Source organism: Ramlibacter paludis, assembly GCF_022012305.1.
GTDB classification, from domain to species: domain Bacteria; phylum Pseudomonadota; class Gammaproteobacteria; order Burkholderiales; family Burkholderiaceae_C; genus Ramlibacter; species Ramlibacter paludis.
Genome location: NZ_JAKLTM010000001.1, coordinates 290940 through 303609 on the forward strand (window position 1 = coordinate 290940; position 12670 = coordinate 303609).

Annotated in this window: 14 protein-coding genes and 1 pseudogene; 10 read left to right on the top strand and 5 right to left on the bottom strand. The window is 68.7% G+C overall.

What is annotated here, in order from left to right; genetic code table 11:
- Positions 1-207 precede the first annotated feature (207 nt).
- Together rbp and LZ009_RS01470 are read left to right on the top strand one after the other, a co-directional pair.
- Positions 208-561, top strand: a complete 354-nt coding sequence (rbp, locus tag LZ009_RS01465) for an RNA-binding regulator (protein WP_275696103.1) — start codon at positions 208-210, stop codon at positions 559-561.
- Between the two features lie 125 nt (positions 562-686).
- On the top strand, positions 687-935 hold the full coding sequence (locus LZ009_RS01470) for a PepSY domain-containing protein (protein ID WP_275696104.1): 249 nt from the start codon (positions 687-689) through the stop codon (positions 933-935).
- Between the two features lie 4 nt (positions 936-939).
- On the opposite strand, the gene LZ009_RS01475 is transcribed toward LZ009_RS01470, so the two are convergent.
- The 3 genes and pseudogenes from LZ009_RS01475 to LZ009_RS01485 all read right to left on the bottom strand — a co-directional run bounded on the left by LZ009_RS01475 (position 940) and on the right by LZ009_RS01485 (position 6612).
- A complete protein-coding gene (locus tag LZ009_RS01475) occupies positions 940-2814 on the bottom strand; it encodes a hybrid sensor histidine kinase/response regulator (protein WP_275696105.1) in 1875 nt (624 codons plus the stop codon).
- Positions 2815-2919: 105 nt separating this feature from the next.
- Positions 2920-5941, bottom strand: a pseudogene (gene ydiJ / locus LZ009_RS01480) (D-2-hydroxyglutarate dehydrogenase YdiJ).
- Positions 5938-6612, bottom strand: a complete 675-nt coding sequence (locus tag LZ009_RS01485; protein WP_275696106.1) for a GntR family transcriptional regulator — start codon at positions 6610-6612, stop codon at positions 5938-5940. The pseudogene ydiJ and the gene LZ009_RS01485 overlap by 4 nt, the downstream one beginning before the upstream one ends.
- A 136-nt stretch (positions 6613-6748) precedes the next feature.
- On the opposite strand from LZ009_RS01485, the gene LZ009_RS01490 reads away from it, so the two are divergent.
- From LZ009_RS01490 to LZ009_RS01510, 5 genes are read left to right on the top strand one after another with little or no spacing between them, the layout of a single operon-like run.
- Positions 6749-7426: an RraA family protein gene (locus LZ009_RS01490; protein WP_275696107.1), complete on the top strand. Its 678-nt coding sequence runs from the start codon at positions 6749-6751 to the stop codon at positions 7424-7426.
- On the top strand, positions 7426-8460 hold the full coding sequence (locus tag LZ009_RS01495; protein ID WP_275696108.1) for a hydroxyacid dehydrogenase: 1035 nt from the start codon (positions 7426-7428) through the stop codon (positions 8458-8460). The genes LZ009_RS01490 and LZ009_RS01495 overlap by 1 nt, the downstream gene beginning before the upstream one ends.
- 47 nt (positions 8461-8507) lie before the next feature.
- Positions 8508-9494 (top strand): tripartite tricarboxylate transporter substrate binding protein, encoded by a 987-nt coding sequence (locus LZ009_RS01500; RefSeq protein ID WP_275696109.1) that lies wholly within the window; start codon positions 8508-8510, stop codon positions 9492-9494.
- A gap of 16 nt (positions 9495-9510) precedes the next feature.
- On the top strand, positions 9511-10653 hold the full coding sequence (locus tag LZ009_RS01505; protein WP_275696110.1) for an alpha-hydroxy acid oxidase: 1143 nt from the start codon (positions 9511-9513) through the stop codon (positions 10651-10653).
- 31 nt (positions 10654-10684) lie between these two features.
- Positions 10685-10936 carry a helix-turn-helix domain-containing protein gene (locus LZ009_RS01510; RefSeq protein WP_275696111.1) on the top strand — a complete coding sequence of 84 codons (252 nt, stop codon included), beginning with the start codon at positions 10685-10687 and terminating at the stop codon, positions 10934-10936.
- 3 nt (positions 10937-10939) lie between these two features.
- On the opposite strand, the gene LZ009_RS01515 is transcribed toward LZ009_RS01510, so the two are convergent.
- Positions 10940-11107 (bottom strand): hypothetical protein, encoded by a 168-nt coding sequence (locus tag LZ009_RS01515; protein WP_275696112.1) that lies wholly within the window; start codon positions 11105-11107, stop codon positions 10940-10942.
- A 267-nt stretch (positions 11108-11374) separates the two neighbouring features.
- Between LZ009_RS01515 and LZ009_RS01520 the strand changes: the two genes are divergently transcribed.
- The 3 genes from LZ009_RS01520 to LZ009_RS01530 all read left to right on the top strand — a co-directional run bounded on the left by LZ009_RS01520 (position 11375) and on the right by LZ009_RS01530 (position 12341).
- A complete protein-coding gene (locus LZ009_RS01520; protein WP_275696113.1) occupies positions 11375-11500 on the top strand; it encodes a hypothetical protein in 126 nt (41 codons plus the stop codon).
- Positions 11497-11796, top strand: coding sequence for a hypothetical protein (locus LZ009_RS01525; RefSeq protein WP_275696114.1), 300 nt, complete (start codon positions 11497-11499; stop codon positions 11794-11796). Before LZ009_RS01520 ends, LZ009_RS01525 begins: the two co-directional genes overlap by 4 nt.
- 188 nt (positions 11797-11984) lie before the next feature.
- Complete coding sequence (locus tag LZ009_RS01530; protein ID WP_275696115.1) at positions 11985-12341, top strand: RidA family protein; 357 nt, start codon at positions 11985-11987, stop codon at positions 12339-12341.
- Here the strand turns inward: LZ009_RS01530 and LZ009_RS01535 are convergent.
- Complete coding sequence (locus LZ009_RS01535) at positions 12338-12658, bottom strand: hypothetical protein (RefSeq protein WP_275696116.1); 321 nt, start codon at positions 12656-12658, stop codon at positions 12338-12340. The genes LZ009_RS01530 and LZ009_RS01535 overlap by 4 nt on opposite strands.
- Between the last annotated feature and the right edge of the window lie 12 nt (positions 12659-12670).

Sequence of the window (12670 nt, forward strand, 5' to 3'; positions counted from 1 at the left end):
AAAACGCGTAACGTGCTACCCTCGGCGCTGCTGAACGTCGAGCGGATCGTCGCTCTTCCAGGTATTACTGTCTCCCTCCGGCGAACTTGCGATCCGCCGCGTCGTTGTCCGAATCCCTCCAGATGTCTTTTTGACGTTGCGCATCGCGCGGCAGGTTGCTGCGCGGCACCCGTGCGCGCTATTGCGCACCATTGAGAAAGGCTCGCCATGAGCAGCAGAATCTACGTGGGCAACCTGCCCTACTCCGTCACCGATTCCACCCTGGAATCCAACTTTGCCGAATTCGGCAGCGTTTCCTCCGCCAAGGTCATGATGGACCGTGAAACGGGCCGCTCCAAGGGCTTCGGCTTCGTCGAAATGGCATCCGCCGAATTTGCCGAGGCTGCCATCAAGGCGCTCGATGGCCGGTCCGTGGATGGACGCTCGATCACCGTGAACCTGGCCCGCCCGCGCGAAGAAGGCCGCGGCTCGGGCCGCTCCGGCGCGGACGTCGGCTTCAAGGCCAGCAACCGTTCGGACGTCGGCTATGGCAACGGCGGCTTCGGCGGCGGTCGTTACTGAACACTGGACACTGTCCTCGGAAAGCCGGCTTTGCCGGCTTTTTTTTCGCTCGGAAAAGCGCGAACCGTTCCTCATTCGTTCAGGTTGGTGGCGCTATCCTGCATGCAACACCACCAGAAGGTCCCATGAAACGCCTCACCGTCTCCATCATCGCCTTGCTCCTCGGATTGGGAGCTCTGCTGCCGTCCGCCTGGGCGGCGGTGGGGCGCGACCAGGCTGCAGCCCTTGCCCAGAAGAAGACGCCCGGCCGCGTGCTGAAGGTGGAGCAAGGGCTGTACATGGACAACAGCGTGGTGTGGCGCATCCACGTGCTCACCGCTGCAGGCGAGGTCAGCCTGGTCGTGATCGACGCGGAAACCGGCCGCCTGCGCTGACCGTTCAGCCCAGCGACCGCAGTTTCTTCAGGATGTCCGCCATCCGGTAAGGCTTGGCCACGAACTCGAAGCCCTTGAGGCTGCCCGCGGGCGTGGTGTAGCCCGAGGACAGCAGGATGCGGGTCTGCGGCGAAATCTCCTGCGCCTTCTTGCCCAGTTCCACCCCATTGAGCCCCGGCATGACGACGTCGGAGAACAGCAGGTGGATGTCGTGCGTCCGCGAAAGGATCTCGAGCGCCTGCCGGCCCGAGGCGGCGGTGATCACGTCGAAGCCGAGCGTGCGGAACATCTCGGTGGCCATGTCGAGCACGTCCGGCTGGTCGTCGACGATCAGCACCTTGTCGCTCGGTGGCGGCCCGGCGTCCTGCACCGGCGCTTCCGAAGAAGCCGGGAAATACAGCGAGATGGTGGTGCCTTGCGAAGGCTGCGAGACGATCTTCAGCTCGCCGCCGAACTGCTGCACCATGCCGTAGACCTGGCTCAAGCCGAGCCCGGTGCCCTTGCCGACCGGCTTGGTGGTGAAGAAGGGTTCGATCGCGCGGCTGATCACGTCCTCGCTCATTCCCGAACCGGTGTCCTGCACGGACACGACCACGTAGCGCCCCTTGGGCAGGGAGCCGACCTGGGCATCGGCAAGATCGCTCACGTGCGTGGTGACGCGGATGCTGCCGCCGTCGAGCGTCGCATCGTTGGCATTGACCACCAGGTTCAGCAGCGCGGTTTCGAACAGCGCCATGTCGATCATCACCGAGGGCAGCTCGCCGGCGACCTCGATCTCGAACTTGACCGAGCTGCGCGTCGCCCGCCGCAGCACCGATTCGAATCCCGCGACCACGCGGTTCAGGTCGCGCGGCTCGGGCGTGACGGGCTGCTGGCGCGCAAACGTGAGCAGCTGGTTCGTCAGCGAGGCGCCGCGCATCGCCGCCTTCTCCATGCTCTCGATCAGGCCCAGCCCCTCCGGATCCTTCACGGTCGGACGCAGCAGGTCCAGTCCGTTGGTGATCACGCTCAGCAGGTTGTTGAAGTCGTGCGCCACGCCGCCGGTGAGCTTGCCGATGGCTTCCAGCTTCTGCGACTGGAACAGGATCTCGCGGGCCTTTTCCAATGCCTGCGCTGCCTGCTGGCGTTCGGTGATGTCGCGCGTGATCTTGGCGAAACCCACCAGCTCGCCGGCCTCGTTGCGGATCGAATCGATCACGACGTGGGCCCAGAAGCGCGTTCCATCCTTGCGCACGCGCCAGCCTTCGGCCTCGAACCGGCCCTTGGCCGTCGCCTCTTCCAGCGCACGGTACGGCTTGCCGGCTTCCCGGTCTTCCTCCGTGTAGAAGCGCGAGAAGTGCGAGCCCAGCACCTCGTCCTGCTCGTACTGCTTGATCCGGCGGGCGCCGGCGTTCCAGTTGGTGATCTCCCCCGTGGGCGACAGCATGTAGATGGCGTAATCGGTCACGCCTTGCACCAGCATGCGGAAACGCTGCTCGCTCTCGCGCAGGGCTTGCTGCGCGGCGCGCTTCTCGGAGATGTCGCGCGTGATCTTGGCAAAGCCGACCAGTTCGCCCGACTCGTCCCGGATCGGGTCGATGACGACGCTGGCCCAGAACTCGGTGCCGTCCTTGCGCACCCGCCAGCCTTCGGCCTCGAACTTGCCGGTGTCGCGGGCCAGTGCCAGCGCCTTCTGCGGAATTCCCGCTTCGCGTTCCCGCTCCGTGTAGAAGCGGGAGAAGTGCTGGCCGATGATCTCGTCCGCGGTATAGCCCTTGAACCTCTGGGCGCCGGCGTTCCAGCTCGCAACCGTGCCATCGGGTGCCAGCATGTAGATGGCGTAGTCGCTGATGCGGCTGACGAAAAGGCGGAGACGCTCTGCTTCCTGGGATGGGTTCAACCTGGGCCTTGTGAGTTCGTTGGCCATGGTGGCCGGCCGTCGATTGTCAGCCCCAGCGTGCTGCGCGCCTGGAAGGTCGCCGCGTCAAACCTTGTAGGCGCCGGACTACGCTTGGCGAAGACGCTGCAGCAGCAACTGCAAGGGATGCACCAATGCCGCGCCGTCCACCAGCGCCGCCTGGCAGCGGCAGGAGTAGCCCGTCGCCACAGTGCGGCCCGCATTCGCCGCATCGGCGAGGATGGGCTTCCAGCTCAGTCCGTAGATGGCCTCGGAGCTCGCGCGATGGGCACGCTGGTGGCCGTACAGCCCCGCCATGCCGCAGCAGCCGCTGGCCACCACCTGCAGCTCGATGCCGAAGCGCGCCGCGAGCGGCACCCATTGCGCGCTGGCCGCGGGAGCGTTGGCGCTCCGTGCAATGGGGCAGCAGCGCCCAGCGTGCAGTGCCCTCGCCTTCCAGCTGCGGCAACGCGTCGAGGTGTCGCAGCAGCCATTCCTGCGGCAGCGCCACCTCCGGGACCGCTTGCGCCCCCAGCGCCTTGACGTATTCCGCGCGATAAGTCAGCGTCATCGACGGATCGACGCCTACCAGGCCGACGCCGGTGGCGGCGAGTTCGCGCAGCAGGCGCGCATTGCGCGCGGCGGTGCGCTCGAAGCGCTGGAGGAAGCCGAGCACGTGCTCCGGCTTGCCGTTGGGGCGCAAGGGCGCCAGCCACGGCCGGAAACCCAGGCGCTGCAGCAGCTCGCAGAAGTCGAGGACGACCTGGGTGTCGTAGTGCGAGGTGAAGCTGTCCTGCACCACCACCACGCTGCGCCTGCGCTCCTCCTCCGTCAGTGCCCGCAAGGCCTGCACGCTGGCGACCCGCACGCCTGCCCCCGCGAGCTTCGAGGCCAAGGAAGTCGTGTCCAGCTCCGGCAGCGCCACCAGGCCGAGCGCACGCGCGCCGGCACGGCCGAAGCGGTTGTGCGTCACGGCATTCACGAGCCGCGGAAACCGCGCAGCCCAGGGCAGCCAGGTCTCGAGCCCCGCCACGAGGTAGTCCCGCGCGGGCCGGAGATAGCGGCCGTGGTAAGCCTCGAGGAAGCGGGAGCGGAACGCCGGCACGTCCACCTTGATCGGGCACTGGCCGACGCAGGACTTGCACGCCAGGCAGCCGTCCATGGCCTCCTTCACCTGCAGCGAGAAATCGCCGCCGCCGCGGCGCGCCCGCCAGCTGTGCAAGGCGCGGGCAGAAAGGTCCAGCCAGCGTCGCGGCGTCGCCTGCGTAGGGTCGACGCCCTGTTCCGCCAGCAGGCGCAGCCACTCGCGCATGAGCGATGCGCGGCCCTTGGGCGAATGCTTGCGGTCGCGCGTCGCCTTCCAGGACGGGCACATCGCATCGTCCGGGTCGTAGTTGAAGCAGGCGGCGTTGCCGTTGCAGTGCAAGGAATCCTGGTTGGCCTGGCGCACTGCGATCGGGATGCGGCGGTCGGCCTGGCCGCGCGTTCCGACGGCATCCAGCTTCGTGAGCTCGTGGCCCGGCGGCGCGGCGATCTTGCCCGGATTGAGCTGGTTGTACGGATCGAAGGCCGCCTTCACCTCCTGCATGCGCGGGTACAGCGGGCCGAAGAACTCGGGGACGTATTCGGAGCGCAGGCCCTTGCCGTGCTCGCCCCAGAGCACGCCCTTGTATTTGCGCGTCAGGGCGAAGACTTCGTCGGAGATCTCGCGCACCAGCGCCTCCTGCGCGGGGTCCTTCATGTCCAGCGCCGGCCGCACGTGCAGGCAGCCGGCATCCACGTGGCCGAACATGCCGTAGACCAGGCCGCGGGCATCGAGCGCCGCCCGGAACTCGCGGATGTAGTCGGCCAGGTGCTCGGGCGGCACGACGGTGTCCTCGACGAACGGCATGGGCCGGCGTTCGCCCTGCATGTTGCCCAGCAGGCCGACGGACTTCTTGCGCATCGACCAGATGGCGGCTGCAGTCGCCGGATCGCGGGCGACCGTGTAGCCGCGGCGACCGGCGCCGCCGGCGGCAAGCACCGCCTCGACGCGGGCGAGTTGCGCAGCGAGGTCCTCTTCGTCCGGCGCGACGAATTCGACGATGTTGACGCCCTCGGCCGGCCCCTGCGGGTCGTCCGGGAAATATGCGCTGACGGCGAGCCAGACCGGGTCCTTGCGCGCGAGCGCCAGCACCGTGGCGTCGACGGTTTCGCTCGACGCCGCCTGCAGCCGCATGAGCGTGCCCGCATCACGCAGCGCGGCGTCGAAGCTGGCGTAGCGGATGTTCAGCAGCGCCGTGCAGCGCGGCACCGGCGTGAGCCGGACCTTCGCCTCGGTGACGAACGCCAGGGTGCCCTCGGCGCCGCAGATCACCGCGCTCAGGTCGAAGCGGCCTTCGCAGTCGCACAGGTGCGCCAGGTCGTAGCCGGTCACGCAGCGATTGAGCTTGGGGAAGCGCTCCGCGATGAGCGCGGCGTCGTCTTCGCGGATGCGATCCAGCACCCGCAACACATGCCCCACCCGGTCGGTGCGGCCTTTGGCGACGACCAGCTCCGCGGGCGTCAGCGGCCGCGAGCGCCACGCGGTGCCATCCAGGAACACCGCGCTGAGTTCCATCACGTGGTCGCGGGTCTTGCCGTACAGCACCGAGCCCTGCCCCGAGGCGTCGGTGGCGATCATGCCGCCGATGGTGGCGCGGTTGGACGGCGACAGCTCCGGCGCGAAGAACAGGCCGTGCTGCGCGACGGCTGCATTCAACTGGTCCTTCACCACGCCGGCCTGCACGCGGGCCCAGCCTTCTTCGGCGTTGACCTCCAGCACCGCGTTCATGTGCCGTGACAAGTCCACCGCGATACCGTCGGTGAGCGACTGCCCGTTGGTGCCGGTGCCGCCGCCGCGCGGCGCGAACTTGAGCGCGCGGAATCGTTCTTCGCCGGCGAGCCTGGCGACGCGGACCACGTCGGTCTCGTGGCGCGGGAAGACGATGGCCTGGGGCGCGAGCTGGTAGATCGAATTGTCGGTGGCGAACACCGTGCGGTCGGCGTGCGCCTGCGCGATGTCCCCCTCGAAGCCGCGCAGGCGCAGCTCGGCGAGGAATGCCGCGGCGAGCGAGTCGGCCCGGCCCGACGGCACCAGCGCCGGGATCACCCTCGGGTGCCGGTGGCGCCGGGCTTGAATTCCTTGCGCTGGCGCTTGAAGCGGTGCGACGCCACGCGCAGGTGCAGCTGCATCACCTGCTTGGCCAGCTCCCCGTCGCCCGCGCGCACGGCCGCGGCCAGGTCGCGATGGTGGTTGAGGCTCTGCACCTTGTCCTGCAGCGTGCTGATGAAGTGCGAGCGCAGCACGATCGGCATGTCGATCAGGGAGGTGAGGATCGTTCGCAGCCGCGGCGATCCGCTCGCCTCGAGGATCGCGCGGTGGAAGCGCGCATTGATTTCCTGCAGGCGCTCGGGCAGTTCGTCGCCCCCCTCGCGGATCGCGTTGTCCATGCGGTCGTTGAGTGCGTCCAGACGATCGGCGAGTGCGACACCGCCGCGGCGCGCAGCCAGGTCGGCGGCATGCGACTCGAGCAGGCCGCGCAACTCGAAGGTCTCCTCGATGTCGGCTTCGGTCCACTCGGCCACGCGGACGCCGCGGTTCGGATCGGCCGTGGCGAGGCCGTCGTCCACCAGCCGCTTCAGGGCCACCCGCACCGGCGTGCGGCTCACGTCCAGCTCGCGCGCGAGGTGCTCCTCCTTCAACTGCTCGCCCGGCGCATAGGTGCCGCCGACCACCCGCTGCTTCAGGGCTTCGTAGGTCTTGTCGGCTGCGTTTGCCATGTTTGTTCCTGATTTGTACTGAAAGGCGATGAATTGCGGCTGGGCTTCACTCTGTAAGCGTTAACCCTCGACCCGAATAGCTTGCCATTTTGTTTTTTTATTGTACATTGCATCCTTCCTCCACGCACCCACTCCCATGCTCGGACTCCAGATTCTCAAGCGCCGCCGCCAGGTCCCGGCGCAGCTCGTCGAGGCCTTTCGCGGCCTGCCCGTGGCCAACATCAGTGACTGCATGACGCGCATGACGGCCGGCGGCCCGCGCCTGCGCCCCATGCACAAGGGCGGCCCCTTGGCCGGCCCCGCGCTGACCGTGAAGTGCCGCCCGGGCGACAACCTGATGATCCACAAGGCCTTGACCATGGCGCAGCCGGGCGACGTGATCGTGGTCGACGCCGGCGGCGACCTCACCAACTCGCTGTTCGGCGAGATCATGGTGGCCACCGCGGTGAAGATCGGCGTGGCCGGCGTGGTGCTCAATGGCGCCGTGCGCGACTCGGAAGAGATCGGCCGCGGCGATTTCCCGCTCTATGCCGCGGGGGTCACGCACCGCGGCCCGTACAAGGACGGCCCCGGCGAAATCAACGTACCGGTCGCCATCGACGGCATGGTGATCCACCCCGGCGACCTGGTCGTCGGCGATGCCGACGGCTTGCTGTGCGTCCCCTTCGACGAAGCCGAACAGGTGCTCGCCGCCACGCACAAGAAGATGGAGGCCGAGAAGCAGATGCTGGCCGACATCGCGGCGGGCCGGCTCGACACGCGCTGGATCGACGCGACGCTGCAGCGCATCGGCTGCAACCCGGAGCCCGTGTGATGGCCGGCCCGCAGAAGCGCGTCGTCCGCTCCGACCTGTGGATCGCGCCGGCCTTCGACGCGCGCCTGGCCGGCGAGCGCGACATCGCGCTGCGCGTCTTCCCGGTTCGCGGAAACAGCGCGGCGGCTTGGGACATCCTGTCGGCCGCGCACGTGTTCCACATCTCCGCGGCCAAGGACGAACTGCCGCGCGAATTCTTCGCCGACGCCGCGCTGCTGGCCCGCTGCCCCGACCTGCTCTGCGTTTCCTCCAGCGGCGCCGGCTACGACACGGTCGACGTCGCCGCCTGCACGGCGGCCGGCGTGCTGGTGGTCAACCAGGCCGGCGGCAACGCCGTCTCGGTCGCCGAGCACACGCTGGCGATGATCCTGGGCGTCTCGCGCCGGATGATCGAAGGCGACCGCCGCATGCGGCGCGAGATCGGCTACACGCGCGAGGACGTGATGGGCCACGAGATCCGCGGCAAGACGGTGGGGCTGGTGGGCATCGGCCACATCGGCACGCGCGTCGCCGCCCTGGCCCGCGCCTTCGGCCTCGAAGTCATCGCGACCGATCCCTTGCTGTCGCCGGAAGAGATCACTCGCCGTGGCGCGCAGCCGGTGACGTTCGACCAACTGCTGGCGCGCTCGGATTTCGTTTCGCTGCACTGCCCGCGCGATGCGAGCACCCTGAAGCTGATGGATGCCAAGGCGTTCGCCCGCATGAAGAAGGGCGCGATCTTCATCACCACGGCGCGCGGCGGCATCCACGACGAAGCGGCGCTGGTGCAGGGCCTGCAATCGGGCCACCTGGCCGGCGCCGGCGTGGACGTCTGGGACCAGGAACCGCCCCCACTGGACCATCCACTGCTGGCCATGGACAACGTCTTCGCCACCTACCACGTGGCCGGCGTGACGCACGAGTCGCGCGGCAACGTCGCCGCGATCAGTGCCGAGCAGATCGTCGGCGTGCTGGCCGGCGAACGTCCGCCGCGCCTGATCAACCCCGAAGCCTGGCCTGCCTACGAGAAGCGCCGCGCGCAGATCCTGCGCTGAAGGCGCCCTTTTCCCCCATTCCATCGTCCCCGAAGGAGACAGACAACATGCATCGCCTCACCGCCCTCCTGCGCCGCCTCGTGCCGGCCCTGGTGCTCTCCGCCGCAGCCGCCGCCCCCGGCGTGGCCTTGGCTGCCTTCCCCGATCAACCGATCAAGATGATCGTGTCGTACGCCCCCGGCGGCGGCAGCGACGTGATCGCGCGGCTGGCCGCGCAGTACATGGCCAAGTACCTCGGCAACAACGCCAGCATCGTGGTGGTGAACCGCCCGGGCGCCGGCGGCGGCATCGGCTTCGGCGAGCTCTCGCGCGCGCCAGCCGACGGCTACACCATCGGCATGATCAACACGCCCAACGTCCTCACGATCCCGATCGAGCGCAAGTCCGCCTTCCACTGGCAGGACTACGACCTGCTGGGCAACGTGGTGGACGATCCCGACAACATTTCGGTGCGCGCCGACAGCGAGTTCAAGACGCTGAAGGACCTGGTGGCTTATGCCAAGGCGCATCCCGGCGAGGTGTCGTACGGCACCACGGGCGTCGGCTCGGACGACCACCTTGCGGCGCTGCAGCTCGAAAAGGCCACCGGCATCAAGATGAACCACGTGCCTTTCAAGGGCGCCGCCGAAGTGCTCAACGCCGTCGTCGGCAAGCAGATCACCGTCGCCGTCATGAACATCGGCGAAGCGCTCGCCGCGGTCAAGGGCGGCAACCAGCTGCGCCAGCTCGGGCAGATGAGCGCGGCCCGCTCCACGGTGGCGCCCAACGTGCCCACCTTCCGCGAGCAGGGCTACGACATCATCATGGCTTCCCTGCGCGGCTTCGCGGCGCCCAAGGGCCTGCCCGCGCCGGTGCGCGAGCAGCTGGTCGCGGCGCTGAAGAAGACCGCCGCCGATCCGGAGTTCCAGGCCAAGGCGGCCAGCTACTTCGCCCCGCTGCGCTATCTCGAGCCGCAGGCTTACGCCACGGAACTGAAGGACACCGAGGCCAATTTCAAGCAGCTGTGGCAGGTGATGCCCTGGGGTGAGAAGTAAGGAGCGGACGGCGCGCATGGGGCATGTGCTTTCCCTCGACGACTTCGAAGTCGCCGCGCGCCGCCACCTGCCGCGGCCGGTGTTCGCCTACGTTTCCGGCGGGGTGGAACGCAACCAGTCGCTGCGGGCGAACGCGCGGGCGTTCGAGGCCTACGAGTTCGTGACGCGCGTCCTGGTCGATACCTCGAAGCGCTCGACGCAGACGAACCTCCTCGGCCGGACCTGGTCCGCGCCGATCGGGATCGCGCCCATGGGCATCTGCGCCCTCTCCGCCTACCGCGGGGACCTGGTGCTCACGCAGGCGGCCGCGCACGAAAAAATTCCGATGGTGATGAGCGGCTCGTCGCTGATCCGGATGGAGGACATCGTGCAGGCGAATCCGCAGGCGTGGTTCCAGGCCTACCTGCCGGGCGCGGAGGCCGAGATCGTCGCGCTGGTCGAGCGCGTCAAGGCTGCCGGCTACGGCACGCTGGTGGTGACGCTGGACGCCTCCATCGCGTCCAACCGCGAGAACAACATCCGCGCCGGCTTCTCGACGCCGCTGCGGCCCAGCCTGCCGCTGGCCTGGCAGGGGCTGACCCATCCGCGCTGGCTGTTTGGGACCTTCCTGAAGACCATCGTGCGCCATGGCATGCCGCACTTCGAGAACAACTACGCGCGGCGTGGCGCGCCCATCCTCTCCGCCAGCGTGCTGCGCGATTTCTCGGATCGCGGCCACCTGAGCTGGCAGCACATCCGCATGATCCGCGCGATGTGGCCGGGCACCCTGGTCATCAAGGGCATCCTCGACGTCCGCGATGCGCGCATGGCCGTGGAGGCCGGAGCCGACGGCCTCATCGTGTCGAACCACGGGGGCCGGCAGTTGGACGGTGCGGTCTCGCCGCTGCGGGTGCTGCCCGCCATCGTGCAGGCCTGCCCCGAGCTGCCGGTCATGATCGACAGTGGCTTCCGCCGCGGCACCGACGTGCTCAAGGCATTGGCACTGGGCGCGAAGTTCGTCTTCGTCGGCCGGCCCTTCAACTATGCAGCGGCGGTCGGCGGCGAAGCCGGCGTGCGCAAGGCCATCACGCTGCTGCGCGACGAGATTTCGCGCGACATGGCGATGCTGGGCGTGTCGTCGGTGCAGGACGTCGCCAGGGATTGCCTGCTGGAGACGTGATCGGCGCGCGCAGGCCGGTCACAATCGCGCCATGGCTCAAGGCAAACGCATCTCCGCCGACATCGACGGCCAGGCGCTGCAGGCGATCAAGGATATGGGCGCCGCCGCGCGCGAAGCCCGCACCGCCGCCGGCGAAGGCCAGGCCACCGCGGCGGCGCGCCTGGGCGTGCACGTGCAGACCATAGGCCGCATCGAAGCCGGCGAGCCCGGCGTGGCCATCGGGCACGTACTCGGGCTGCTGGCCCTGTACGGCGTCAGGACCCGGCTGGAACAGCCGGGGTAGGCCTCACTTCGGCGTGGTCCGCTTCTCGCCGTGCTTGACGGGACCGGTGGGCGACTTGTCGCTGCGTGCGCTCTTCTTGGCGGCGGCCTTGTCCGAAACCGCGCCGCTCGAATGCGTCTTCTTGGACGCGTGCGTCTTTCCGCCTTGGTTATCTTTGGTGGATTGGGGCATGGTCTTTCCTTGGTGTGCTGTGTTCAGCCGCCAATCTAGGACAGCACGCGCTGCCGCGCTGTGGGCCACGGTGAAGCCTTCGCGTAGGACAGGCCTCAGGCCGGCCCGCGCTGACCTTGAGCTTATGCCGATAAGCAAGTGAAAACTCGGTCGTTCCCTTGCGCGGGCGGCGCTTCCATGATGGGCGCCTTCCTGAGAACAACGGAGTGACCATGACGACGCCTCGCACCCTGCGCCTCGACCCGATCCGTTCGCGCGATTGACGTGATGGCTCCAGGCACTTTCCTGCGCGATCGTCCTTCGCAGCCGCTGCGGATCGAGCGGCTGCTGGCCGTGACGGCACGCTCCTGGGGCTTGCGCTGGCCGCTCGCACGCGTGGAGCTCCCGGCATGACGGCGCTCGTGCACTTCGATGCGCAGGGGCGCTGGGGCGAGACGCTGGTGTGCGAGGCACGGGTGCGCGAGCAGTTGGCCCTGCATGACTTGTGGGTGCAACCGAATCCTGCCGTGCAGGACAGCGGGCTGTTCTATGTCGCGCTGCCTGGGGGCTGGCTCGGCGTGCTTTGCGACGCGGGGGAATGCCTGGTGGCGCCGGCGTCGGTGCATGTGAGCGACCGGCCGGAGGGCCTGCCCGCGCATGGGGAGTTCGTCGATCGGCTGCTGGAGTTGCTGGGGGAAGAGCAGGAGTGAGGCGCGGGGAAGCCGGGGTTGCCACCCCGGCGTAAGGCGCATTGCCGCGGTTGTCATCGCAGCGTCGCCCCGTAGGCTGGGGTGGCAACCCCGGCTCCCCACGACGATCACCCGTAGGCCGTGGTGAGCCCGCAGGCGAACCGCGGCTCTCCCCACGCCGCTGCACGCGCCGTGCTAGCCTGCGCGCCATGCCCAACCCCCTGCAGCGCTTCGACGTCGGCCCCCGCCTTTCCGAAATGGCCATCCACAACGGCGTGGCCTACCTCGCCGGCCAGGTGCCGGAGGACGGCTCGCAGGACATCCGCGGCCAGACGCGCCAGGTGCTGGCAATGGTCGACGCCCTGCTGGCGCGCGCCGGCAGCGACAAGACGCGGATCCTGATGGCGCAGATCTTCCTGGCCGACCTGGCGGACTTCCCCGGCATGAACGAAGCCTGGGACGCCTGGGTGCCTGCCGCCCACACGCCGCCGCGCGCCACCGTGCAGGCCGCGCTGGCCAAGCCCGAATGGCGGATCGAAATCGTGGTGACCGCGGCAGCGGGCTAGCGTTTGCGCGCGGGTTCCAGCTCCCGCGCCAAACGGTACGCCGCCGCATCGTCACTGACCCACTGCCCGTCGCGCCGGTAGGTGCAGGCGGCGCTGCGCTTGCCGTTCTCCAGCGGGCCGGCGAAGCGGTAGTGGACGACGTAGTACTGCGCGTAGTTGCCGAGCGCCGAGAAGTCCACGCCCTGCACCCTCACTTCGCGCGGCACCAGCATGCGCAGGCGCTGCAGGCAGTCGTCCTGCAGCCGCGACTGCGACAGCGGAAGCTGCGCGAAGCCCAGCGTGGGCGCGAGGGCGAGGAGCACGAACACGCGTTTCATGCCGGCGCGGCC

Coding starts and splice junctions, on each gene's coding strand:
- rbp (WP_275696103.1), top strand. CDS start 208: ATGAGCAGCAGAATCTACGTGGGCAACCTGCCCTACTCCGTCACCGAT.
- LZ009_RS01470 (WP_275696104.1), top strand. CDS start 687: ATGAAACGCCTCACCGTCTCCATCATCGCCTTGCTCCTCGGATTGGGA.
- LZ009_RS01485 (WP_275696106.1), bottom strand. CDS start 6,612: ATGGCAAACGCAGCCGACAAGACCTACGAAGCCCTGAAGCAGCGGGTG.
- LZ009_RS01490 (WP_275696107.1), top strand. CDS start 6,749: ATGCTCGGACTCCAGATTCTCAAGCGCCGCCGCCAGGTCCCGGCGCAG.
- LZ009_RS01495 (WP_275696108.1), top strand. CDS start 7,426: ATGGCCGGCCCGCAGAAGCGCGTCGTCCGCTCCGACCTGTGGATCGCG.
- LZ009_RS01500 (WP_275696109.1), top strand. CDS start 8,508: ATGCATCGCCTCACCGCCCTCCTGCGCCGCCTCGTGCCGGCCCTGGTG.
- LZ009_RS01505 (WP_275696110.1), top strand. CDS start 9,511: ATGGGGCATGTGCTTTCCCTCGACGACTTCGAAGTCGCCGCGCGCCGC.
- LZ009_RS01510 (WP_275696111.1), top strand. CDS start 10,685: ATGGCTCAAGGCAAACGCATCTCCGCCGACATCGACGGCCAGGCGCTG.
- LZ009_RS01515 (WP_275696112.1), bottom strand. CDS start 11,107: ATGCCCCAATCCACCAAAGATAACCAAGGCGGAAAGACGCACGCGTCC.
- LZ009_RS01520 (WP_275696113.1), top strand. CDS start 11,375: ATGGCTCCAGGCACTTTCCTGCGCGATCGTCCTTCGCAGCCGCTGCGG.
- LZ009_RS01525 (WP_275696114.1), top strand. CDS start 11,497: ATGACGGCGCTCGTGCACTTCGATGCGCAGGGGCGCTGGGGCGAGACG.
- LZ009_RS01530 (WP_275696115.1), top strand. CDS start 11,985: ATGCCCAACCCCCTGCAGCGCTTCGACGTCGGCCCCCGCCTTTCCGAA.
- LZ009_RS01535 (WP_275696116.1), bottom strand. CDS start 12,658: ATGAAACGCGTGTTCGTGCTCCTCGCCCTCGCGCCCACGCTGGGCTTC.